The 22,271-nt window shown below is 69.0% G+C and carries 21 protein-coding genes and 2 tRNA genes; 9 read left to right on the forward strand and 14 right to left on the reverse strand.

What is annotated here, in order from left to right:
• Positions 1–79 precede the first annotated feature (79 nt).
• A complete protein-coding gene (locus QTI45_RS21945; protein WP_286655890.1) occupies positions 80–1,810 on the forward strand; it encodes a DUF4956 domain-containing protein in 1,731 nt (576 codons plus the stop codon).
• Positions 1,803–3,164, forward strand: coding sequence for an MATE family efflux transporter (locus QTI45_RS21950; protein WP_286655891.1), 1,362 nt, complete (start codon positions 1,803–1,805; stop codon positions 3,162–3,164). Before QTI45_RS21945 ends, QTI45_RS21950 begins: the two co-directional genes overlap by 8 nt.
• Positions 3,165–3,180: 16 nt before the next feature.
• Here QTI45_RS21950 and phoR read toward each other — a convergent pair whose 3' ends face one another.
• The 7 genes from phoR to pstS all read right to left on the reverse strand — a co-directional run bounded on the left by phoR (position 3,181) and on the right by pstS (position 9,803).
• Positions 3,181–4,515: a phosphate regulon sensor histidine kinase PhoR gene (gene phoR / locus QTI45_RS21955; protein WP_286368072.1), complete on the reverse strand. Its 1,335-nt coding sequence runs from the start codon at positions 4,513–4,515 to the stop codon at positions 3,181–3,183.
• A gap of 62 nt (positions 4,516–4,577) precedes the next feature.
• Positions 4,578–5,270: a phosphate regulon transcriptional regulator PhoB gene (gene phoB / locus QTI45_RS21960; RefSeq protein ID WP_286368073.1), complete on the reverse strand. Its 693-nt coding sequence runs from the start codon at positions 5,268–5,270 to the stop codon at positions 4,578–4,580.
• 18 nt (positions 5,271–5,288) lie between these two features.
• The gene (gene phoU / locus QTI45_RS21965; RefSeq protein ID WP_286368074.1) at positions 5,289–5,990 is read right to left on the reverse strand and encodes a phosphate signaling complex protein PhoU; all 702 of its coding nucleotides are present in this window, start codon (positions 5,988–5,990) and stop codon (positions 5,289–5,291) included.
• Between the two features lie 12 nt (positions 5,991–6,002).
• Positions 6,003–6,785: a phosphate ABC transporter ATP-binding protein PstB gene (pstB, locus tag QTI45_RS21970; protein WP_286368075.1), complete on the reverse strand. Its 783-nt coding sequence runs from the start codon at positions 6,783–6,785 to the stop codon at positions 6,003–6,005.
• 8 nt (positions 6,786–6,793) lie between these two features.
• On the reverse strand, positions 6,794–7,678 hold the full coding sequence (gene pstA / locus QTI45_RS21975) for a phosphate ABC transporter permease PstA (RefSeq protein WP_286655892.1): 885 nt from the start codon (positions 7,676–7,678) through the stop codon (positions 6,794–6,796).
• Positions 7,675–8,745 carry a phosphate ABC transporter permease subunit PstC gene (gene pstC, locus QTI45_RS21980; RefSeq protein ID WP_286368077.1) on the reverse strand — a complete coding sequence of 357 codons (1,071 nt, stop codon included), beginning with the start codon at positions 8,743–8,745 and terminating at the stop codon, positions 7,675–7,677. Before pstC ends, pstA begins: the two co-directional genes overlap by 4 nt.
• A gap of 17 nt (positions 8,746–8,762) precedes the next feature.
• On the reverse strand, positions 8,763–9,803 hold the full coding sequence (pstS, locus tag QTI45_RS21985; RefSeq protein WP_286368078.1) for a phosphate ABC transporter substrate-binding protein PstS: 1,041 nt from the start codon (positions 9,801–9,803) through the stop codon (positions 8,763–8,765).
• Positions 9,804–10,014: 211 nt separating this feature from the next.
• Here pstS and QTI45_RS21990 point away from each other — a divergent pair, with 211 nt between their 5' ends.
• The gene (locus tag QTI45_RS21990; protein WP_286655893.1) at positions 10,015–11,532 is read left to right on the forward strand and encodes a Ppx/GppA phosphatase family protein; all 1,518 of its coding nucleotides are present in this window, start codon (positions 10,015–10,017) and stop codon (positions 11,530–11,532) included.
• A 28-nt stretch (positions 11,533–11,560) separates the two neighbouring features.
• On the opposite strand, the gene QTI45_RS21995 is transcribed toward QTI45_RS21990, so the two are convergent.
• From QTI45_RS21995 to QTI45_RS22005, 3 genes are all read right to left on the reverse strand, one after another.
• Positions 11,561–12,022: a SixA phosphatase family protein gene (locus QTI45_RS21995; RefSeq protein ID WP_286368080.1), complete on the reverse strand. Its 462-nt coding sequence runs from the start codon at positions 12,020–12,022 to the stop codon at positions 11,561–11,563.
• Positions 12,023–12,025: 3 nt separating this feature from the next.
• Positions 12,026–14,164 (reverse strand): polyphosphate kinase 1, encoded by a 2,139-nt coding sequence (gene ppk1 / locus QTI45_RS22000; RefSeq protein ID WP_286655894.1) that lies wholly within the window; start codon positions 14,162–14,164, stop codon positions 12,026–12,028.
• A 120-nt stretch (positions 14,165–14,284) separates the two neighbouring features.
• Entirely contained in the window at positions 14,285–15,145 is an 861-nt protein-coding gene (locus QTI45_RS22005) for a GNAT family N-acetyltransferase (RefSeq protein WP_286655895.1), read from the reverse strand.
• 134 nt (positions 15,146–15,279) lie between these two features.
• On the opposite strand from QTI45_RS22005, the gene QTI45_RS22010 reads away from it, so the two are divergent.
• From QTI45_RS22010 to QTI45_RS22025, 4 genes are all read left to right on the forward strand, one after another.
• Positions 15,280–16,962, forward strand: coding sequence for an FAD-dependent oxidoreductase (locus tag QTI45_RS22010; RefSeq protein WP_286655896.1), 1,683 nt, complete (start codon positions 15,280–15,282; stop codon positions 16,960–16,962).
• Between the two features lie 32 nt (positions 16,963–16,994).
• Complete coding sequence (locus QTI45_RS22015; protein ID WP_286368084.1) at positions 16,995–17,255, forward strand: UBP-type zinc finger domain-containing protein; 261 nt, start codon at positions 16,995–16,997, stop codon at positions 17,253–17,255.
• Between the two features lie 83 nt (positions 17,256–17,338).
• Complete coding sequence (locus QTI45_RS22020; protein WP_286368085.1) at positions 17,339–18,043, forward strand: glutathione binding-like protein; 705 nt, start codon at positions 17,339–17,341, stop codon at positions 18,041–18,043.
• 51 nt (positions 18,044–18,094) lie between these two features.
• Positions 18,095–18,171 (forward strand) — tRNA-Pro (locus QTI45_RS22025).
• 68 nt (positions 18,172–18,239) lie between these two features.
• Here QTI45_RS22025 and QTI45_RS22030 read toward each other — a convergent pair.
• Positions 18,240–19,058 carry a class I SAM-dependent methyltransferase gene (locus QTI45_RS22030; RefSeq protein ID WP_286655897.1) on the reverse strand — a complete coding sequence of 273 codons (819 nt, stop codon included), beginning with the start codon at positions 19,056–19,058 and terminating at the stop codon, positions 18,240–18,242.
• Between the two features lie 152 nt (positions 19,059–19,210).
• Here QTI45_RS22030 and QTI45_RS22035 point away from each other — a divergent pair.
• Positions 19,211–19,287: transfer RNA gene (locus QTI45_RS22035), tRNA-Arg, on the forward strand.
• A 59-nt stretch (positions 19,288–19,346) separates the two neighbouring features.
• Here the strand turns inward: QTI45_RS22035 and QTI45_RS22040 are convergent.
• Entirely contained in the window at positions 19,347–20,588 is a 1,242-nt protein-coding gene (locus QTI45_RS22040; RefSeq protein ID WP_286655898.1) for an NUDIX hydrolase, read from the reverse strand.
• A 101-nt stretch (positions 20,589–20,689) separates the two neighbouring features.
• On the opposite strand from QTI45_RS22040, the gene QTI45_RS22045 reads away from it, so the two are divergent.
• Positions 20,690–20,887: a hypothetical protein gene (locus tag QTI45_RS22045; RefSeq protein WP_286368088.1), complete on the forward strand. Its 198-nt coding sequence runs from the start codon at positions 20,690–20,692 to the stop codon at positions 20,885–20,887.
• Between the two features lie 28 nt (positions 20,888–20,915).
• Here QTI45_RS22045 and QTI45_RS22050 read toward each other — a convergent pair whose 3' ends face one another.
• Together QTI45_RS22050 and QTI45_RS22055 are read right to left on the reverse strand one after the other, a co-directional pair.
• The gene (locus QTI45_RS22050) at positions 20,916–21,149 is read right to left on the reverse strand and encodes a DNA-directed RNA polymerase subunit alpha C-terminal domain-containing protein (protein ID WP_286368089.1); all 234 of its coding nucleotides are present in this window, start codon (positions 21,147–21,149) and stop codon (positions 20,916–20,918) included.
• A 150-nt stretch (positions 21,150–21,299) separates the two neighbouring features.
• Complete coding sequence (locus QTI45_RS22055) at positions 21,300–22,211, reverse strand: LysR family transcriptional regulator (RefSeq protein ID WP_286655899.1); 912 nt, start codon at positions 22,209–22,211, stop codon at positions 21,300–21,302.
• Between the last annotated feature and the right edge of the window lie 60 nt (positions 22,212–22,271).

Consider the following 22,271-nt stretch of genomic DNA (forward strand, 5'->3'; position numbering starts at 1 on the left):
GGGCGCTTCCGCGTCGAGGGCAGCCCGGTTTACCGTGCTGCCCTTTTTTTCTTTCGCATCCACGCTCCACTCCCGACCCTTGAACCAGCCGACGCCAGCGATCGTTGCCCAGAGCGCCGTGCGCCGCCTGCCGCGGATCGCATTGCTGCTGCTGTGCGCCGCCTACCTGATGCCGGGGCTGCTGGGCCGCGGCCCCTGGAAGAGCGCCGACATCGCGGCCTTCGGCTTCATGGCCGAGCTCGCCAAGGGCGGCGGCGGCATCGCCCGCTGGCTGGACCCGATGCTGCTCGGCCTGCGGCCCGAGACCCCCGCGCTGCTGCCGTACTGGATCGGCGCCTGGGCGATCAAGATCGCGCCGGCCTGGATCAGCCCCGACCTCGCGGTCCGCATCGCCTTCGCGCTGCTGCTGTGGGGAACCTTCAGCGCCACCTGGTATGCCGCCTACTACCTGGCGCGCACGCCGCGGGCGCAGCCGGTGGCCTTCGCCTTCGGCGGCGAAGCGCAGCCTACCGACTATGCGCGGGCCATCGCCGATGGCGCCCTGCTGGCCATGATCGCCTCGCTGGGCCTGGCGCAGCTCGGACACGAAACCACGCCGGCACTGGCGCAGCTGTTCTTTGCCTCGCACCTGTTCTACGGCGTCGCGGCGCTGCCCTACCACCGCGTCGGCGCGTTCGTCGCGCTCTTGGTCGGCAGCGTCGGCCTGGCGCTGTCCGGCGGGCCCACGGTGGCGCTCGGGCTGGGCCTCGGCTGCGTCGGGGTGCTGGCGGCGGAGCGCCTGCGCAGCGCCGCCGACGAGCCTTCCGAATCCGAACCGACCTACAGCGTCGCGGCCATCGCCGCCGTGCTCGGCGCGACCGTGCTGGCCGCGGCACTCTCGGCCGCGATGGGCCTGTTCCAGTGGAAGATCGACTTCGGCGGCAGCGACCCGCATCCGCGCGTGCTCTCCGAAGTGCGCAGCCAGGCCAAGCTGCTGCTGTGGTTCACCTGGCCGACCTGGCCGCTGGCGGTCTGGACGCTGTGGCGCTGGCGCCGGCAGCTCATGGCGCGCCACGTCGCGCTGCCCCTGTGGTTCGCGCTGATGCCTTTGCTGGCCACCTGGACGACGGATTTCTCCGAGCGCTCCCTGCTGCTCGGGCTGCCGGCCTTCGCGACGCTGGCCGCCTTTGCGCTGCCGACGCTGCGGCGCAGCGTGGCAGCCCTGATCGACTGGTTCACGCTGCTGTTCTTCACCGGCTCGGCGATCATCATCTGGGTGATGTGGGTGGCGATGCAGACCGGCGTGCCGGCCAAGCCAGCCGCCAACGTGGCCAAGCTCGCGCCCGGCTTCGTGCCGCATTTCTCCGCCGTCGCCTTCGTGTTCGCGCTGGTCGCGACCCTGGCTTGGGCCTGGCTGGTGCGCTGGCGCACCGGGCGCCATCGCGCCGCGCTCTGGAAGACCCTGGTGCTGCCGGCCGGCGGCGCCGCACTGTGCTGGATGCTGCTGATGACCCTGTGGCTGCCGCTGCTGGACTACGCGCGCAGCTACGTGCCGCAGGTGCGCGCGATCGCCGACAAGGTCGGCCAGCCCGAATGCATCTCCGAGCTCGCGCTCAGCCGGCCGCACATCGCCGCGCTGCGCCACCACGGCAACTTCAAGCTCCGGTCGCTGGGGTCCGAGCCGACCTGCCCCTGGCTGCTGGTCAGCCCCGAGGCGATCGCGCGGCTGCACGACATCGTGAGCCTCGAGCGCTGGCGCCTGATCGGCACCCTGCGCCGCCCGACCAGCCCGAGCGACGACCTGCTCCTTTTCCAGCGCATCGGTGGCTAGCAGCGAACGCGGGGTGATCGCGCGCCACGCCGCGACGGTGCTGGTCGGCCAGCTCGCGGTGATGGCCTTCGGCGTGACCGACACCATCGTCGCCGGCCGCTATGCCGAAGGCGCACTGGCGGCGCTGTCGGTCGGCTCGGCGATCTTCATCAGCGTCTACGTCTCGCTGATGGGCGGGCTGCAGGCGCTGCTGCCGGTGTGGGCCGAACTCCACGGTGCCCGGCGCACCTCCGAGGTCGGCCGTTCGGTGCGGCAGTCGCTCTACCTCTGCGCCGCCGCAATCGCGCTCGGCATGGCGCTGCTGCTGTTCCCGGCGCCGCTGCTGCGCTGGACCGAGGTGCCGCCGGCGATGCGCGACGAGGTCGAGGCCTACCTTCAGGTGCTGGCCTTCGCGCTGGCGCCGGCGCTGCTGTTCCGCCTCTTCAGCACCCTCAACCAGAGCCTGGGCAAGCCGCAGCTCGTGACCTGGCTGCAGCTGGCCTCGCTGGGCTTGAAGCTGCCGCTGTCGATCTGGTTCACCTTCGGCGGCGCCGGGCTGCCGGCGATGGGGCTGGTCGGCTGCGGCTGGGCCACCCTGGTGGTGAACTACACGATGCTCGGCGCCGCCGTCTGGCTGCTGCGCAGCGACCCGTTCTACACCGGCTACCGCTTCTGGCAGCGGATCGAGCCGCCCGACTGGCAGCAGCTGCGCCGCTTCGCGCGACTCGGCGTGCCGGCCGGCCTGTCGGTGCTGGTGGAGGTGACCTCGTTCACCCTGATGGCGCTGTTCATCGCCCGGCTCGGCACCGCGGCATCGGCCGCGCACCAGATCGCGTCGAACCTCACGGCGGTGGCCTACATGATGCCGCTGTCGCTCGCCATCGCGACCAGTGCGCGCGTCAGCTTCTGGCTCGGTGCCGGCGACGCCACCCAGGCGCGGCGTGCCTGCCGCCGCGGTTTCGAGCTGACCGTGTGCTTCGCCCTGCTGTTCGCCGGCGGCATGGCGGCCCTGCGCTGGCAGCTGGCCGGGATCTATTCGGCCAACCCGGCGGTGGTGGCGCTCGGGGCGACACTGCTGCTGGCGACCGCGGTCTATCACTTCGCCGATGCCCTGCAGACGCTGTGCGTCTTCGTGCTGCGCTGCTACCGCGTCACCGTGGCGCCGCTGGTGCTCTACTGCGGGCTGCTCTGGGGCCTGGGGCTGGGCGGCGGCTACCTGCTGGCCTATCGCGGCTTCGGCCACTGGAGCGCGATGCCTTCGCCGCTCGCCTTCTGGCTCATGGGCGCGCTGGCGCTGGCAGTCACCGCCGGCCTGTTCATCGCCCTGCTGCTGTCCACGCTCAGGCCGGCGCCGGGCCGCCCCAGGCTGGCCTGAGGCCTCGTCGGCATTTTCAAGCGATGGCGCTGAGCGGCGCTGCCTGACGCAGGCGGGCCACCGGGAACACCAGCGCGAAACGCGAGCCCTTGCCGGGCGTGCTCTCGATGCGCAGTTCGGCGCCGTGGCGCTGAGCGATGTGCTTGACGATCGCCAGACCGAGCCCGGTGCCGCCGGTCTCGCGAGAGCGGCTGCGGTCGATGCGGTAGAAGCGTTCGGTCAACCGCGGCAGGTGCTCGGCGGCGATGCCCGGGCCGCTGTCGCGCACCGCGTATTCGCCGCGGCCGTCGGGCAACAGGCGCCAGCTCACGGCGACTTCGCCCCCGCCGGGCGTGTAGCGGATGGCGTTGCTGAGCAGATTCGACATCGCGCTCTGCAACTCGGTCGGCGCACCGGCGATTTCCGAGTCGGCCTGCAGCGTGAACGACAGCTGATGCCCTTGCGAACTCAGCCGGCTCGAAAGCCCTCGCCCTTCGTCCTCGCATTGCGCCATCAGCGCCCGCATGCGGGTCCAGCGGGTGGCCGGCGGCGCTGCGCTGCCTTCGAGCCGCGACAAGGTCAGCAAGTCGTTGACCAGGGTCTCCATGCGGTGCGACTGCTGCGCCATCAGGCCGAGATAGCGCGCGCGCTCCTGGGCGTCGAGCGGCAGGTTCTGCAGCGTCTCGACGAAGCCCGCCAGCACCGTGAGCGGCGTGCGGATCTCGTGCGAGACGTTGGCCACGAAGTCTCGCCGCATCGCCTCGGCCTGCTCGAGCGAGGTGATGTCGCGCGTCAGCAGCATGCGCCGGTTGCCGGCGTAGGGATGCACCTGCACCGACAGCCGCGCCGGATGATTGCGCTGCTGCGGGCCCTGGGCATCGATCACGACGTCGCGGCTGTAGTGCCAGGAGGCCAGGTAGGCCACGAAGGCCGGATCGCGCACCAGGTTCGCCATGTGCTGCAGCAGGTCGCGTTCGGCATCGATGCCGAACTGGCCGGCCGCGGTCTGGTTGCACCACTCGATGCGGCCCTGTTCGTCGAGCAGCACGACGCCGTTCGGCGACGCCTGGATGGCAGCCAGGAACTCCTGCAGCCGGTCTTCGGCATGGCGGGTCTGCTGCTCGCGCTCGCGCAGCAGCTTGCGGATGCGTTCGGACAGCTCGCCCCAAATGCCGGGCCCCCGCGAGGGCAGCCCCGCGGCATCGCTGCGCAGCACGTTCAGCAGTCGCTGGGCGCGCCAGGCATCGAGCAGCAGCCACAGCAGCGCGCCCAGCCAGGCGCCGAGGCCGGCGTAGTGCCAGTTCAGCAATGCCGTGGCGATGCCGCCGCCCAGCGCGGAAGCCATCAGGAAGGTTGCGATACGAAACGGCATGCCGGGCGATTATCCCGCCCGCTCGCAGGCGGAGCCTGCCGGGCCTCTTGCACGAAGCGTGTTCAGACTGTCGCCTGGGCGGTGAGCCGGTAGCCGGCGCCGCGCACGGTCTCGACCATCGGCGCGGCGGCGCCGAGCGATTCGCGCAGGCGCTTGACGTGCACGTCGACCGTGCGCTCCTCGATGTAGACGTGGTCGCCCCACACCTTGTCGAGCAGCTGGGCCCGGCTGTGGACGCGCTCGGCGTGCTGCATCAGGAAGCCCAGCAGCTTGAACTCGGTCGGCCCGACCTTCAGCGGCGCCCCCTGCCAGGTGACGCGATGGGTGGCGGTGTCGAGCACCAGCTCGCCGATCTCGACCCGCTCGGCCACGGCCTCAGGCGCCCGGCGGCGCAGCACGGCGCGGATCCGCGCCAGCATCTCCTGGGTCGAGAAAGGCTTGGTGATGTAGTCGTCGGCGCCGGCATCCAGCCCGGCCACCTTGTCGGGTTCGTCGCCGCGCGCGGTCAGCATGAGGATCGGGATGGCCTTGGTGCGCGGGTCCTTGCGCCACTGGCGCGCCAGCTGCAGGCCGCTCTGGCCCGGCAGCATCCAGTCGAGCAGCACCAGGTCGGGCAGGAAGGCGTCGATCTCGCGCTGGGCGGCGGCACCGTCCTCGGCCCAGATCGGCTCGAAGCCGTTGTGGCGCAGGTTGACCGCGATCAGCTCGGCGATCGACGACTCGTCTTCGACGATCAGGATCCTTGGTTTCTTCATGAATTCAATGTCTGCCGGTCACTGCAATGCCGACTCGATGGCTTCCATCGAAGTGTGCCGCACATCGGCCCCCTTGACGATGTAGATGATGAACTCGGCGATGTTCTTGGCGTGGTCGCCGATGCGCTCGATCGCCTTGGCGAGGAACAGCAGGTCGAGGCTGGCGGAGATCTTGCGCGGGTCTTCCATCATGTAGGTGACCAGCTTGCGCACGAAGCCGTCGAACTCCTTGTCGATCAGGTCGTCGTCCTTGAGGATCGACAGCGCCGCCGCGGTGTCCAGGCGCGCGAAGGCGTCGAGCGCCTTGCGCAGCAGGCCGGAGGCCAGGTCGGCGGCGATGCGCAGTTCGGTCGAGGGCAGCGCCCGGGCCGATCCGCTCTCGATGATCGACTTGACCATGCGCGCGATCTTGTTGGCCTCGTCGCCGACGCGCTCGAGGTTGGCGGTGGTCTTGGAGATCGCGATCAGCAGGCGCAGGTCGCGCGCGGTCGGCTGGCGCCGGGCGATGATCGACGACAACTCGCGGTCGATCTCGATCTCCATCGCATTGACGCGGTGCTCGGTCTCCGTGACCCGCTCGGCCGCCTCGGCGTCGAACTCCTGCAGCGCATAGACCGCCTGGTGGATCTGGGCCTCGACCATGCCGCCGAGCTCCATCACGCGCGAGGAGACGGTGTTGAGTTCGCTGTCGAACTGGCTGGAAAGGTGCTTCTCGGTCATTTTGCTGTCCCTTTAGCCGAAACGGCCGGTGATGTAGTCCTCGGTCTCCTTGCGCTTCGGCTTGAAGAACAGGTCTTCGGTGGCGCCGAACTCGATCAGGTCGCCCAGGTACATGTAGGCGGTGTAGTCGCTGCAGCGCGCTGCCTGCTGCATGTTGTGGGTCACGATGACCACGGTGTACTCGCTTTTCAGTTCGGCGATCAACTCCTCGATTTTCGCCGTGGAGATCGGATCGAGTGCCGAGCAAGGTTCATCGAGCAGGAGCACCTCGGGCTTGATCGCGATGCCGCGGGCGATGCACAGGCGCTGCTGCTGGCCGCCCGAGAGACCCGAGCCGCTCTGCTGCAGCTTGTCGCGCACCTCGGTCCAGAGGGCGGCCTTCTTGAGCGCCCATTCGACCCGGTCGTCCATCTCCGATGCGCTGAGGTTCTCGAACAGCTTCACGCCGAAGGCGATGTTGTCGTAGATCGACATCGGGAACGGCGTCGGCTTCTGGAACACCATGCCGACCTTGGCGCGGATCAGGGCCACGTCCTGCTTGGAGGTCAGGAGGTTCTCGCCGTCGAGCGCGATGGTGCCCTCGGCGCGCTGTTCGGGATAGAGCTCGAACATGCGGTTGAAGGTGCGCAGCAGGGTCGACTTGCCGCAGCCCGACGGGCCGATGAAGGCGGTCACCTTGTTTTCGGGAATCTCGAGGTTGATGCCCTTGAGCGCGTGGAACTTGCCGTAGTAGAAGTTCAGGTCCTTGACCGAGATCTTCGAGCGCGTCGGCTGTGCGAGAGTGGTGGTAGGCATGGTTTTTCTTAGAGCTTGTTGCGCGTCAGGACCCGCGCGAGGATATTGAGTGCCAGCACGGCGACGGTGATCAGGAACACGCCGGCCCAGGCCAGCTGCTGCCAGTTCTCGTACGGGCTCATCGCGAACTTGAAGATGGTCACCGGCAGGCTGGCCATCGGCTGCGTCACGTCGGAGGTCCAGAACTGGTTGCTGAGCGCGGTGAACAGCAGCGGCGCGGTCTCGCCGGCGATGCGGGCCACGGCCAGCAGGATGCCCGTGACCACCCCGGCGCGGGCGGCGCGCAGCGTGATGCTCAGGATCACCTTCCACTTCGGCGTGCCGAGCGCGTAGGCGGCTTCGCGCAGGCCCGGCGGCACCAGCTGCAGCATGTTCTCGGTGGTCCGGATGACGACCGGAATCACGATCAGCGCCAGCGCCAGCGCGCCGGCCAGGCCCGAGAAGGACTTGAAGTAGGCCACCACCACCGCGTAGACGAAGAGGCCAATGACGATCGAGGGCGCCGACAGCAGGATGTCGTTGACGAAGCGCACGATGGTCGAGAGCCAGCCCTTGACGTTGTACTCCGCCAGGTAGATGCCGGCCATGATGCCGATCGGCGTGCCGACGAAGGTCGCCAACAGCACCATCACCAGCGAGCCGAAGATCGCGTTGGCGATGCCGCCGGCCTCGTTCGGCGGCGGCGTCATCTCGGTCAGGGTGCTCAGCGCCAGGCCACCGATGCCCAGGCGCAGTGTTTCCCAGAGGATCCACACCAGCCAGAAGACGCCGAAGGCCATGGCCGCCAGCGACAGGGTCAGGGCAACGAAGTTGAGCCGCTTGCGGCCGGCGAAGCGCGCCGCGCGCGTCTCGTCGAGCGTCTTGGCGTTCAGGAGTCGTTCCGCAGTGGTCATGATTTCGTGCCCTCGCTCTTCTTCATCTGCGCCAGCAGCAGCTTGGACAGCGACAGCACCACGAAGGTGATGAAGAACAGCACCAGGCCGAGATACATCAGCGAAGCCTGGTGCAGGCCGGCGCCGGCCTCGGCGAACTCGTTGGCCAGCACCGAGGTGATGCTGTTGGCCGGCTCGAAGACCGACAGGGAGTTCAACTGGTTGGTGTTGCCGATCACGAAGGTGACCGCCATGGTCTCGCCCAGTGCGCGGCCGAGGCCGAGCATGATGCCGCCGATGACGCCGGCCTTGGTGTAGGGCAGCACCACCTTCGACACCACTTCCCAGGTGGTCGAGCCCAGGCCGTAGGCCGACTCCTTGAGCAGCGGCGGCGTGACCTCGAAGACGTCGCGCATCACCGAGGCGATGAACGGGATGATCATGATCGCCAGGATGATGCCGGCCGACAGGATGCCGATGCCCACCGGCGGGCCGGCCACCAGCGCGCCCAGATAGGGCACGCCCTCGAACAGCTTCTGCAGCGGCTGCTGCACGTAGGTCGAGAGGATCGGGCCGAACACCAGCAGGCCCCACATGCCGTAGACGATCGAGGGCACCGCCGCCAGCAGTTCGATCGCGGTGCCGAGCGGCCGCTTGAGCCAGGCCGGCGACATCTCGGTCAGGAACAGCGCGATGCCGAAGCTCACCGGCACCGCGATCAGCAGCGCGATCAGCGAGGTCGCCAGCGTGCCGTAGATCATGACCAGGCCGCCGTACTCGTCCTTGACAGGATCCCAGACGCTGCTGGTGAGGAAGCCGAGGCCGAACTTGGAAATGGCGGGCCAGGCGCCGTACAGCAGCGACAGCAGGATGCCGATCAGCATGGCCAGCGTCAGCAGCGCGGCGCCCTTGGCGGCCCAGCCGAACAGCCGGTCGGTGGCGGGGCCACTGCGCGGCCGCTTGGCCGGCGGCGGGCCGGCCTTGGAACGGGCGCGCTCGGCCTGAAGGTCGAGCGGCGTGGGGCTGGCGGGGAATGTGGATGACACGTGTCGCTCCGGATTCGGCGCGCGATCAAGCGGTGTACTCATACGCGCGCCGAGGGGTCTTACTTGATCGCGACGGGCTTGCCCGAAGCGTCCTTGATCTCACCCCAGGCGGTGGCGATGGCGCCCTTCACCTTGTCGGGCATCGGCACGTAGTCGAGCTCGCCGGCGGTCTTGTCGCCGTTCTTGTAGGCCCAGTCGAAGAACTTGAGCGTGGTCGTGGCCTGCGTCGGCTTGTCCTGCGACTTGTGCATCAGGATGAAGGTGGCGCCGGTGATCGGCCACGAATCCTTGCCCGGCTGGTCGGTCAGCACCTGGTAGAAGCTCTTGGACCAGTCGGCGCCCGCGGCCGCCGCCTTGAAGGCGTCATCGTCCGGCGAGACGAAGCTGCCGGCCTGGTTCTGCATCTGGGCATACGTCATCTTGTTCTGCTTGACGTAGGCGTACTCGACGTAGCCGATCGAGTTCGGCAGCCGGTTCACGAAGGCCGCGACGCCTTCGTTGCCCTTGCCGCCCGCGCCGGTCGGCCAGTTGACCGCGGTGCCGTCGCCGACCTTGGCCTTCCAGTCCGGATTGACCTTGCTCAGGTAGTTGGTGAACAGGAAGGTGGTGCCCGAGCCGTCGGCGCGGCGCACCGGCGCGATCGCGGCGTCCGGCAGTGCCAGCGAGGGGTTCAGCGCCTTGATCGCCGGGTCGTTCCACTTGGTGATCTTGCCGAGGTAGATGTCGCCGATGACCGCGCCGCTGAGCTTCAGCTCGCCCGGCTTGATGCCCTGGATGTTGACCACCGGGATCACGCCGCCGATGACGGTCGGGAACTGGATCAGGCCCTTGCTCTTGAGCTCGTCGTCCGACAGCGGCATGTCCGAGGCGCCGAAATCGACCGTCTTGGCGTCGATCTGCTTGAGGCCGGCGCCCGAGCCGACCGACTGGTAGTTGATCTTGGCGCCGGTGGCCTTGTTGAAATCGGCGGCCCACTTCGAGTAGAGCGGTGCCGGGAAGCTGGCGCCGGCGCCGGTGGCGGCCTCCTGGGCCAGTGCCGGAACTTGGGCGAAGGCCGCGGCGATCAGGCCGGCGGCTGCGAATTTGAACGTCGTTTTCATGTGCTTCCTTTGAACTGCAAGAAGGACCCCTCAGGGGGCTTGGCAGCGACTCTAGAAAGCTTGTGTGACAACGTCGTGACACTTGCGTACAGAGGAGAAATCGCCCATTGCAGCGCCTGCTTGCGTGTCACTGTCACATATTCGTCACACGGCGCGCCTAGCCTTGCGAGCCCGCCCGGCTACGATCAGGTCCCGACACCCACAACCCTCTATGAAAAACGGAACCCGCCTCGCGGCGGTCGATCTCGGTTCGAACAGCTACAGGCTCGAAATCGGCCAGGTCGACCATGGCCAGATCCATCGCACCGAATACCTCAAGGAGACCGTGCGCCAGGGCAACGGCCTCGACAGCGCCCGCAACCTCACGCCCGAGGCGATGCAGCGCGGCTGGGACGCCCTGGCCCGCTTCGGCGAACGGCTGGCCGGCTTCGACCGCTCCCAGGTCCGCGCCGTGGCCACCCAGACCCTGCGCGAGGCACGCAACCGCGACGAGTTCCTGCTGCGCGCACGCACCGTGCTCGGCTTCGGCATCGACGTCATCACCGGCCGCGAGGAGGCCCGGCTGATCTACCAGGGCGTGGCCCACACCCTGCCCCACACCGACGCTTCGAATCGCGAGCGGCGGCTGGTGGTCGACATCGGGGGCCGCTCGACCGAGATGATCATCGGCCGAGCGCTCGAGGCCGAGGTCATGGAGTCCTACCGGGTCGGCAGCGTCGCTTGGTCGATGAAGCACTTCCCCCAGGGCCTGTTCACCCAGGCGGCGTTCCAGGCCGCCGAGGTGGCAGCCAAGGCGGTGCTCGACGATGCGCTCGGCACCTATGTCCCCGACCGCTGGGATGTCGTCTACGGCGCCTCGGGCACCATCGGTGCGGTCGGCGACGTGCTGGCCCTGGCCGGCGGCGAGCCGGGCCTGATCACGCGCGACGGCCTCGACTGGCTGGTCGACCGGCTGCTGCGGGCCGGCAGCGCCGACCGGCTGCGCATCGAGGGCATGCGGGAGGACCGCAAGCCGGTGATCGGCGGCGGCGTCAGCGTGCTGCGGGCGGTGTTCGACCTGCTCGAGATCGAGGAGATGCGGGTGGCCCAGGGCGCGCTGCGCCACGGGGTCCTGTACGAGTTGCTGGAGCGCGACGACACGGTCGCCGACCTGCGCACCGCCACCGTGGCCCGGCTCGCGGCCCGCTTCCCGGTCGATGCGGCCCAGGTCAAGCGGGTCGGCGAGACCGCGGCCTCGCTCTACGTGCAGCTGAATCCGGCGGCGCGCGGCGGCAGCACCACCAACCGCGCCGGCCGGGCCCTGCGCAAGCTCGGCTGGGCCGCGCAGCTGCACGAGATCGGCGCCCAGATCTCGCACAGCGAGTACCACAAGCATGGCGCCTACATCCTGGACAACGCCGATGCGCCGGGCTTCGCGGTCAACGAGATGCACGCCCTGAGCCAGCTGGTGCTGGGACATCGCGGCAAGCTGCGCAAGCTGGAGAACGCGCTCGAAGACGAGACCTTCGTGTCGCAGCTGATCGCGCTGCGGCTGGCCGTGATCCTCTGCCATGCGCGGCGCGATCCGGACCTGAAGGGTTTCACGCTCGAGCGCCCGGATGCGCGGCGCTTCATCGTCGGCTGCCGCGCCGACTGGTCGGCCCTGTTCCCGCAGTCCGCGCACCTGCTGCGCGAGGAAGTCGTGGCCTGGCAGAAGACCGCCTGGCGGGTCGAGACCGCGGGACTCTGAGGCCGCTCGAAGCGGCCGGCCTCGGCCCCTAGAGCAGCTCGGGAGCCTGCACCGTGACCACCACGGTCTGGACGTCGCCGTCGCGCTCGCGCGTGCGGATCCACCACACCGCGCCCTTGCGCACCGGGCAGCTGTCCTGCTGCAGCCCGAGCAGCAGCGAGATCGCCTGCCCCAGCGAAGGCTGGTGTCCGATCATCAGCACCACCGACTTGCCGTTCGGCCAGCCGGCGGCGGCCAGCAGCGCGTCGGGCGTGGTGTCGGGTGCGAGCTCGGTGCGCATCTTGAACTTGCGCCCGAGCGCCAGCGCGGTCTGCTCGCAGCGGCGCGCCGGGCTGCAGACGATGCGGGTGCCCTCGGGCAGCTGGCGGTCGAGCCAGGCGGCCATGCGCTTGGCCTGCTTCTCCCCGCGCGCGGTCAGCGAGCGCTGCAGGTCGTCGCAGCCTTCGGTCCAGTCGTCCGCCTCGGCGTGGCGCCAGAAAATGAGGTCCATGGTTCAGTCTCTCGATGCGGCGCGGCTGCGTCCGCGCGATGCGTAGCGGTTCATGAGCGCGGTCTGGGCGCCGTGAGCCTCGATGGCCCGGGAAGCGCCCTCCTCGCCCGCATGCGTGTCCTTGTAGACCCGATGGTAGACACCGTCGGCACCGAGGTCCCAGGCGTCGCGGCCGTCGTGCAGGTAGGCCACCAGGCACTCGTCGATGAGCCGCTGGCGCAGCCCGGGATCGGTCACCGGCCAGGCCAGTTCGACGCGCCGCAGCATGTTGCGGTTCATCCAGTCGGCGCTCGACAGGTAGAGCGATTCGTCGAGCGCCTGGCGGAAATAGAAGACCCGCGAATGCTCGAGAAAGCGGCCGATCACCGAGCGCACGCGGATGTTGTCGGTCAGCCCCGGCACCCGGGCCGGCAGCGTGCAGGCGCCGCGCACGATGAGGTCGATCTTGACGCCGTTGCGTCCCGCGCGGACCAGCGCGGCGATCAGGGCCTCGTCGGTCAGCGCGTTCATCTTGGCGACGATGCGGGCGGCTTCCCCAGCCGCCGCCGCCGCGCCCAGCGCATCGATGCGTGCGATCAGGTTGCGGTGCAGGTCGAAGGGCGCCAGCCACATGCGGTTGAGCTTGGGCAGCCGGCTCTGGCTGGCCAGGTGCACGAAGACCGCCTCCATGTCGGCGGTCAGCAGCGGATCGGCCGTCAGGTGGCTGATGTCGGTGTAGAGCGCCGCCGTGCGCGGGTTGTAGTTGCCGGTCGACAGGTGGCCGTAGCGCTGCAGCTTCTTGCCCTCGCGGCGCGTCACCAGCAGCATCTTGGCGTGGGTCTTGAGGCCGACCACGCCGTAGACCACCTGGGCGCCGATCGACTCGAGCATCTCGGCCCAGTTGATGTTGGCCTCCTCGTCGAAGCGCGCCTTGAGTTCCACCACAACGGTGACTTCCTTGCCGCGCCGCACCGCTTCGCGCAGCAGGTCCATGAGCTCGGAGTCGGTGCCGGTGCGGTAGATGGTCTGCTTGATCGCCAGCACCTGCGGATCCTGTACCGCTTCCCGCAGGAAGGCCAGCACGCCGCCGAAGCTCTCGAAGGGCTGGTGGATCAGCACGTCGCTGCGCTGCAGCCGGTCGAAGAAGGACTGGCCCGGCGACAGCGTGACCGGGTAGGAGGCCAGATAGGGCGGAAAGCGCAGCTGCGGCTCGTCGAGCAGGTCGATCAGCTGCGTGAGGCGCGCCAGGTTCACCGGCCCGTGCACGCGGTAGAGCGCCAGCGGCGGCAGCTCGAACTGCGCCAGCAGGAAGGCCGACAGCGACTCGGAGCAGCTCGCCGACACCTCCAGCCGCACGGCTTGTCCGTAATGGCGATGCTGCAGCCCCTGGCGCAGCGCGGTGCGCAGGTTGCGCACGTCCTCCTCGTCCACCGCGAGATCGGAGTGGCGCGTGACGCGGAATTGCGAGAACTCGCTCACCTCCCGGCCCGGGAACATGCTCGACAGGTGGGCCCGCACCACGCTCGACAGCGCGATGAACAGCGTCTTGCCGCCCGACAGCTTGGCCGGCATGCGTATCACCCGTGGCAGCACGCGCGGCACCTTGAGGATCGCGATCGGGTTCTCGCGCCCGAAGGCATCCTTGCCGCCGAGCCGGACGATGAAGTTGAGCGACTTGTTCGCGACCTGCGGGAACGGATGGGCCGGATCGAGGCCGACCGGGATCAGCAGCGGCCGAACCTCGCGCTCGAAGTACTCGTTCACCCATTTGCGCTGCGCCGGATTGCGCTCGCCGTGCGAAATGATCTGGATGCCCTGGCTCGCGAAGGCCGGGATCAGGCCGTCGTTGTAGAGCGCGTACTGGCTCGCCACGAGCGCATGCGCCGCCTGGGCCAGGCGCTCGAACGAATCGACCGTGTAGTTGCCCTTCTGCTCGCCGGCCACGCCGGCCGCGAGATGGGGCGCCGCGCGCACCTCGAAGAACTCGTCCAGATTGGAGGACACGATGCACAGGTAGCGCAGCCGCTCGATCAGAGGCACCTCGGTGCGGTAGGCCCAGTCGAGCACGCGCTCGTTGAAGCCCAGGATGGCATGGTCCCGATCGAGCAGGGTCAGGGGCGCTTCGGTGATGGCAGGCGTAGTGTCGGAAATGGCTGGCGACATGAAGGAGGATTTTGTAACAACCGTCGCGGGAATGCTCCACGATTGCAGCATGCCAGTGTCGAGTCCGAACATGACACTTTTGTGACGATTGCGTGACGAATTCCAACAGGCCGGCAGCGCTCAGCGGCCCGAAAAATGACGCCTGTAGCGGGCCGGCAGCTCGTCGATGCGCATCAGCATGGGCAGGTCGGCGCTGTTGAAGTCCGGGTCCCAGGCCGGCGGGCCCAGCACCTTGGCGCCGACGCGCAGATAGCCCTTGATCAGTGCCGGCGGCTCGACCTCGAGCGCGTCGTCCAGCTGCTGCACCGGCAGCGGCAGGCGCGGCTGCACCTGGTACTGGATCGGCGCCATGTGCGTGGCCGACAGCTGCCGCCAGATGCTGGCCGCCGCATCGCCGCGGGTCACGCCGTGGTGCGACATCGGGATGCTGGCGCAGCCGATCATGGTGTCGAGCTTGTTGCGGTTCATGAAACCGGCCAGCGCACCCCAGAGCGCCAGGATCACGCCGCCCTGGCGGTGCTCGGCGTGCACGCAGCTGCGGCCCAGCTCGACCATGCGCTCGCGCAGGTCGCGCAGCCGCGTGAGGTCGAACTCGATGTCGCTGTAGGTGCTGCCGACGCGCCGGGCCTGGGCCGGCGTCAGCACCCGGTAGGTGCCGATCACCTGCCCGCTGGCCGCGTCGCGCACCAGCAGGTGCTCGCAGAAGTCGTCGAAGAGGTCGATGTCGTGGCCCGGGATCGGCGTTGCCAGCCGGGCACCCATCTCGCCCGCGAACACCTCGTAGCGCAGGCGCTGGGCGGCGCGCACTTCGTCCAGGTGACGGGCCCATCTCACCTCGATGCCGGCGCTTGCGGCAGCGTCGGCAGGCGCGCGCGGCACGGCTATTGCATCGGAACGGCTGGCCGGAACCGGCGCAGGCCACAGTGCACCGCGCAGGTCCAGCTGGTGGAACGGGAAGGTCGGTGTGGGCAGTTCTTTCATGGGGACCCTTTCTGCGGTGGCAGTCTGGTCAGCAGCCATGAAAGGCGCATGTCGGTTCGAAGTCATTTGAATGACGCGGCCCGGCGCCGGCCGCTTCGGCGTTTAATGCCGCAGTTGCGATCCATGGAGTTTTGATGGCCACCGAAACAAGAATCGAAGTCGAGACCCGCCGCCACCAGATGTTTCCGGTGCTGGGCGCCGCGGACATCGGGCGCATCCGGCGCTTTGGCAGCGTGCGGCGCTACGCCCTGGGCGACTGCCTGTTCCGGGCCGGCGAGCCGGGCCCGGGGATGTTCGTGGTGCTCGAAGGCCTGGTGGCGATCACCCAGCGCGACGGCCTCGGGCACGTGGTGCCGATCGAGCGGCAGGGGCCGGGCCAGTTCCTGGCCGAGATCGCCCAGCTGTCGGGCCGCCCCGCGCTGGTCGACGGCCACGCCGAGACCGAGGTCGAGACCCTGCTGGTGCCGCCGGACCAGTTGCGGGCGCTGATCATCGCCGAGGCCGACCTCGGCGAACGGCTGGTGCGCGCGATGATCCTGCGCCGCGTGGCCCTGATCGAATCGGGCGCCAGCGGGCCGGTCCTGATCGGGCCGCCGGAATCGGCCGGCGTGATGCGGCTGCAGAACTTCCTGGGTCGCAACGGCCACCCCTACCACGTGGTCGACGCCACCCAGGACGCCGATGCCGCGGCGCTGCTCGAGCAGTACGGCGAAGCCGAACTGCTGGTGGTCTGCCCCGACGGCAGCGTCATGACGAACCCGACCGAGCACGCGCTGGCCCGCTGCCTGGGCATGGTCGACAGCCTCGCGCGCGACGACGTCTTCGACGTCCTGGTGGTCGGCGCCGGGCCGGCCGGCCTGGCGACCGCGGTCTACGCGGCTTCCGAGGGCCTGCGCGTGATCGTGGTCGATTGCCGCTTCTTCGGCGGCCAGGCCGGCGCCAGTGCGCGGATCGAGAACTACCTCGGCTTCCCGACCGGCATCTCGGGCGGTGCGCTGGCCGGCCGCGCCTATGTGCAGGCGCAGAAGTTCGGCGTCGAGATGCTGATCCCGGCACAGGTCGAGTCGCTCGACTGCACCGATGCCGAAACCCGCGGTGAAGTCTCGGTGCTGCTGGCGGACGGCCGGCGCCTCAAGTCGAGGACGCTGGTGATCGCCAGCGGTGCGCGCTACCGCCGGCCCGAGGTGCCGCGGCTCGCCGATTTCGAGGGCCGGGGCATCTGGTACTGGGCCTCCGCGCTGGAGGCCAGGCTCTGCGCCCGCCAGGAGGTCGCGCTGGTCGGCGGCGGCAACTCGGCGGGCCAGGCGGCGGTGTTCCTGTCGCAGCACGCGGCCAAGGTGAACGTGCTGGTGCGCGGCCCCTCGCTGGCCGCCACCATGTCGCGCTACCTGATCGATCGCATCGAGGCCACTGCCAACATCGAGCTGCATCCGCACACCGAACTGGTGTCGCTGCACGGCGAACCCGGCAGCGGCCTGAACGGCGCGACCTGGCGCGACCGCCAGAGCGGCCAGCTCGAAGATTGCCCGGCGCGCAACATCTTTCTCTTCATCGGCGCGGTGCCCGAGACCGACTGGCTCGAAGGCTGCGGCGTCGCCCTCGACAAGCACGGCTTCGTGCTCACGGGCCAGGTGGCGCGCGGCGGATTTCCGGCCAAGACCGCCGCTCCGCTCGAATCCAGCGTGCCGGGCGTGTTCGCGGTCGGCGACGTGCGCTCGGGCTCGGTCAAGCGCGTCGGCGGCGCCATCGGCGAAGGCGCCGCGGTGGTTGCGCTGATCCATCAACACCTGGCGGCCGCCGCGAAGACGGCCGCCTGACACGCATCGCTGCCCGCAAGGAGAAGCCCCCGATGTCCGTCTATCCCTGCTCCCACGTGCCGAACGTGATCGTGCCGCCCTCCTCGGAGGGCTGCGAGGAATGCCTCGCGCTCGGCGACGAGTGGGTTCACCTGCGCCTGTGCGTCCATTGCGGCCACGTGGGCTGCTGCGATTCATCGAAAAACCGGCACGCCACCCGGCATTTCCATGCCACCGGGCACGCGGTGGTCGCATCGCTGGAGCCCGACGAGGACTGGATGTGGTGCTACGCGCACGGGAGCCAGGTCGGATAGGCCGAACCCGGGGGCGGCCTGCAGGAAACCGCGGCCGCGGCTATGCTGGCCGGCCTCGTCATCACCCCTCGGATTTCCCAGACATGAGCCAAGCACCCATCGACGTCTATTCGTGGCCCACGCCCAATGGCCACAAGGTCCACATCATGCTGGAGGAGTGCGGCCTGCCCTACCATGCGCACCCGGTCCACATCGGCAAGGGCGACCAGTTCGAACCCGCATTCCTGAAGATCAGCCCGAACAACAAGATTCCCGCGATCACCGATCCCGAGGGGCCGGACGGCAAGCCGATCTCGCTGTTCGAGTCCGGCGCGATCCTGGTCTACCTGGCCGGCAAGACCGGCAAGTTCCTGCCCACCGGCGACCGCGCGCGCTACGAGGTGCTGCAGTGGCTGATGTTCCAGATGGGCGGGGTCGGCCCGATGCTCGGCCAGGCGCACCACTTCCGCATCTACGCGCCCGAGAAGATCGGCTATGCCATCGACCGCTACAGCAACGAGGCCAAGCGGCTCTACGGCGTGATCGACAGGCAGTTGTCGAGCAACAAGTTCATCGCCGGCAAGAGCTATTCGATCGCCGACATCGCGATCTTCCCGTGGCTGCGCAGCTGGGAGAACCAGGGCATCGTGCTCGACGACTATCCGCACCTGAAGAAGTGGTTCGAAGGCATCGCCGAGCGGCCCGCGGTGCAGCGCGGCGTCAAGGTGCTGGCCGACCTGCGGCAACCGATCACGGGCGACAAGGAGCGCGAAATCCTGTTCGGCAAGACGCAATATCAACGCCGATGAACGCGGTCCGGCTGCGACCCCTCGATTCGCAGGTTAGAATCGAAGGCTCGTCGGGGTGTAGCGCAGCCTGGTAGCGCATCTGGTTTGGGACCAGAGGGTCGAAGGTTCGAATCCTTTCGCCCCGACCATCAAAAAAGTGAACGCCTGCAAGGACTTCGGTGCTTGCAGGCGTTTTGCTTTCCGCGTGATCCGGCCCTTACTTCCTCACCAGCACCACCTGAGCCTGGATCTTCCCCTCGACCGGCCCGGCACCGAAGCGCTTTTCGAGCGCCTGCGCGCAGGCCTGGGTCGCGGCGGCCATGCCGTCCGGGGAGCGCGCCTCGATTTCGTTGCGCAGCGGGGTGCCCTGGCAGTAGGCGATGGCCGGCAACATCGGCGTCGCAGCACGGCTGCGTCCGGTCACGGTCTCGAACTCGGGCGAGGCGCCGAAGCCCCCGGCAGCCAGGTCGCGCGCGATCAGGTCGCGATCGAAGTAGCCGTGCGGCGTGCGTGCCATGAAGCGCGGCGGATCGGCGGGAAAGAGCAGGCCGAGCGCGCCAGTCACCACCGCGGCGAATTCGTTCTCCTCGATCCGGTCCCAGGCATTGAACAGCAACGCCCCGCCGGGCCGCAGCACGCGGCGCGCCTCGGCGAAGGCGGCCGCCTTGTCGGGAAAGAACATCACGCCGAACTGGCAGGCCACGAGATCGAATGCGGCGTCGCCGAACGGCAGCTGCAAGGCGTCGGCCTGCTGCCAGGTCACGGGCCGGGCGGTGCCCACGGCGGCGGCGCGCGCCAGCATCGGCGGGTTCAGGTCGGTGGCGACCAGTTCGACCGATGCAGGCAGCGCCTGCGCCAGGGCGCGGGTCAGCACGCCGGTCCCGGCGGCGGTCTCGAGGACGCGTGCCGGTGCCGTCGCTTGCGCCCTGCGCGCAAGGTCGAGCGCGTAGGGCTCGAAGATCAGCGGCACCAGGTAGGTCTCGTACAGCTCGGGGATCGAGCCGGCGAAGAGCGCGTCGGTAGAGGACAAGGTCACGGCGAACCTCCTGCCCGGGGCAGCTGCGCCCCGACGGGCAGAAGTATGGCCCGTCCTTGCGGGGCCCGCACGGCGGCGTCGCGGGTCACCGTAGAATCGCAAACCCCCAGCCGCTGCCCCGCGCAGGCCCGGTCGGGGCCTTTTTTCTCTGCGCGGCGGTAGCTCAACCGGATAGAGCACCAGCCTTCTAAGCTGGGGGTTACGGGTTCGATTCCTGTCCGCCGCGCCATCCCACATGATTTCCGCAACGGGGCCATGAAGCGCCCCCGCCCCGGCAAGGCCGATCGATCAGGCCCGCAGCAGGAAGCCGCTGCGCAGCGCCAGCCATTCGACCTCGATGCCGGCAGGCGCCGGCATCGAATCCGCCTCGGCGGCGAACAGCATCCGCTCCTCCTCGAGCAGGAAGCCTTGCTCGAGCCGGCGCAGCCTGCAGCCCCCGAGGTCGATGCCCTCGCCGGCCACGGACGGCGGCTCGCGCAAGGACAGCACCCAGCGCACCGGTCCCGGCGCCGACGCCATCAGCATCGACCGATGCCGCTCGTCGCCGGCATCGAGGTCGATCAGCGCCCATTCGTTGCGCTCGCCACCGACCAGGTAGCCATTGACCAGCGCGCCGGCCCGGCGCGCGGTCACCCGCAGCACCCGCGGCGACAGGAACATCGCGAGCCCATCGGCCAGTTCGCAGCGCGCGTGGCCCTCGCCTTCCGGATCGAGGCGGGCGATCTCCGCATAGGCCGGTTCGCCCGGATTCACGGCACGAAGGCCGTCCGCGGCCAGCGCCCGGCGCGGCATGACCAGCGGGATCTGCTGCAAGGCACGGGCATGCGCCAGGCAAGCCTCGGCGCTGTCGAAGGCGTCGAGCTGCTGAAGGACGCGGCGCTGCACGTTCATGAGGCGCAGCCCGCGCGCCGGGGCCAGCGCCTCGGCCGGCCGCAGCCAGAAGTGCTCCACGGTCTCACGCCCGTCGGGGCGGGCCTGCTGGCCGGCCGGTGCCAGCGCGACGAAGAAACGGGTGTCGAAGCGCCGCGGCATGCCCGGTGGCGTGAGCCAGTGGGCGAAGTAGGCGAGCCGGTCGGCCGCCAGCCGCCAGCCGTGCTCGACACACAGCCCGAGCAGCGATTCGGCGCCCTCTTCCGTGGTTGCCCGGAGCGCCGAGATCTGGTCGTCGGCCAGGTGGTCGAGCGTGACCGGAAGGCCATCGGCGCCGCAGGCGAACAACAGGCCGGCTTCCTCGAAGCACTCCCGGATCGCCGCGGCGTAGAAGTCGAGTCCAGCGGCCGGCAACGCCAGCCGCCGGCTCGCCATCGCGTCGTCCAGACCGGCGCAGCGCGGATGCAGCAGCCGGTCCCGAGGATCCACGCCGCCGCCGGGAAAGACGCTGGCGCCGCTGTTCTGGTCGCCTTCCTTCTCGGCGCGGCGCAGCATCAGGACCTCGAGGCCATCGGCCCCGTCGCGCAGGACGATCAGCGTGGCCGCGAAGCGGATCGGGCGCGGCGGCGCCGGCGAGGGGGATGTGGAGGCTGGATTCATTCGAGGTCGGCTGCCGTTTTACCAGCTTCGCGCCTCGTCTGGAGGGGGGAGGAATCGGGCCGCCGTTTGCGCCACACTCCGGCGCGTCGACGGAGATTCATTTGGTCAAGAAGATTCAGCTCAACGAGGAACAATGGCGCACGCTGCAGGCCCTGCTCGAGGCCCACGCGCGGCGCTCGCCGACCGATTCGATCAGCGTGTCCGAGCGCCTGCTCTCGAACGGCCTGGTCGGCCGTGACCGCGACGGCGGCAAGTTCCTGACCGAACAGGGCCTGGAACGCCTCAACCAGGGCCGCTGAGAAGCGCACGCAGTGGCGTGCGGGGGCTTCAGTCGGCCAGGCGCAGGCCCTGGCGGTCGATGCTGTCGACGATCTCACGCAGCGAATTGCGGCCCAGCCGCGACAGCGCGAACAGCTTGCGCGCCGGCAGCCGGACCAGGTCGCGCACGGTGTTGAGTTCGTTCACGCGCAGCAGGTTGGTGGTGCGGTCGCACAAGCGCAGCACCGCGATGTCGGCGTCGAGGATCGGGTCGGCGGAGAAGGCAGGATTGGGGGGTTGCATGGCGAGGCCTCCTGAATACATTGGCTGGAACTTGCACAGTTCATGCCACCCTTCGTCGCATCGTTTTCGCAGGGAATCTTCTTCAAAATCAATGCTTCGCCTGAAACGAAAACAACGCGACTGTATTTTTTTCAGGCAGTTGATCTCATTTCATACAGGGTTTTCCAGAACCCCGCCGCCGCCCAGGCGCTCCCCGATGAAGTCGAGGAAACAGGTGATCCGCGCGGTCAGCTGGGTGTTGCGGTAGTACACGGCGTTGATCGGCTGCCGCACCTCCACCGTGTCGCGCGCGAGCAGCTGCACCAGGTCGCCGCGGGCGCAGTCGGCGGCGGTCATGAAATCGGCCAGGCAGGCGATGCCTGCTCCGGCGAGCGCCAGCTGGCGCAGGGTCTCGCCGCTCGACGCGGTGAGCGCCGGCGCGATCGGCCATTCGTCGCCATGCGGCCCGCGCAGCGGCCAGCGGTTGAGCGACTCGGGCTGCGTGAAACCCAGCAGCGTGTGGCGCGCGAGGGCCGCCAGGTTCTTCGGCCGCCCGTGCTCGGCGACGTAGCCTGCGCTGGCCAGCACCCGCAGCCGGCTGGTGGCGATCGGGCGGGCGTGCAGTGTCGAGTCGCGCAGTGCGCCGATGCGGATCGCGATGTCGGTGCGGCGCTCCAGCAGGTCGATGTTGAGTTCGTCGCTGTCGAGTTCCAGCTCGATCTGCGGGTAGGCGCGCCGGAAGGCCGGCACCAGCGGAACGATGGCATGCAGCATGAAGGGCGACGCCGCGTTGACGCGCAGCCTCCCGGCGGGCTGCTGGCGTCGCGCGGCCATCTGCTCCTCGGCGTCGTCGATCGCGTTCAGGATGGCGCGCGCATGCGCCAGGAAGGCCCGGCCCTCCTCGGTCAGCTCGAGTCGGCGCGTGGTCCGCCGCAGCAGGGTGGTGGCCAGCTTGCGCTCCAGCCGGCCCAGCGCCCGGCTGATGCCCGAGACGGTCTGGCCGAGCTGCTCGGCAGCGGCGGTGATCGATCCGCCATCGACCACCGCGGCGAAGGCCTGCAGTTCTTCCACCGTCGTCTTCAAGTCCCGGCTCCTTTTGATTGTTGCTTTTCAGTCAAATATATTCTGCTTGAGCTGGTGTTT

Source organism: Variovorax saccharolyticus (assembly GCF_030316765.1).
Lineage (GTDB): Bacteria > Pseudomonadota > Gammaproteobacteria > Burkholderiales > Burkholderiaceae_C > Variovorax > Variovorax saccharolyticus.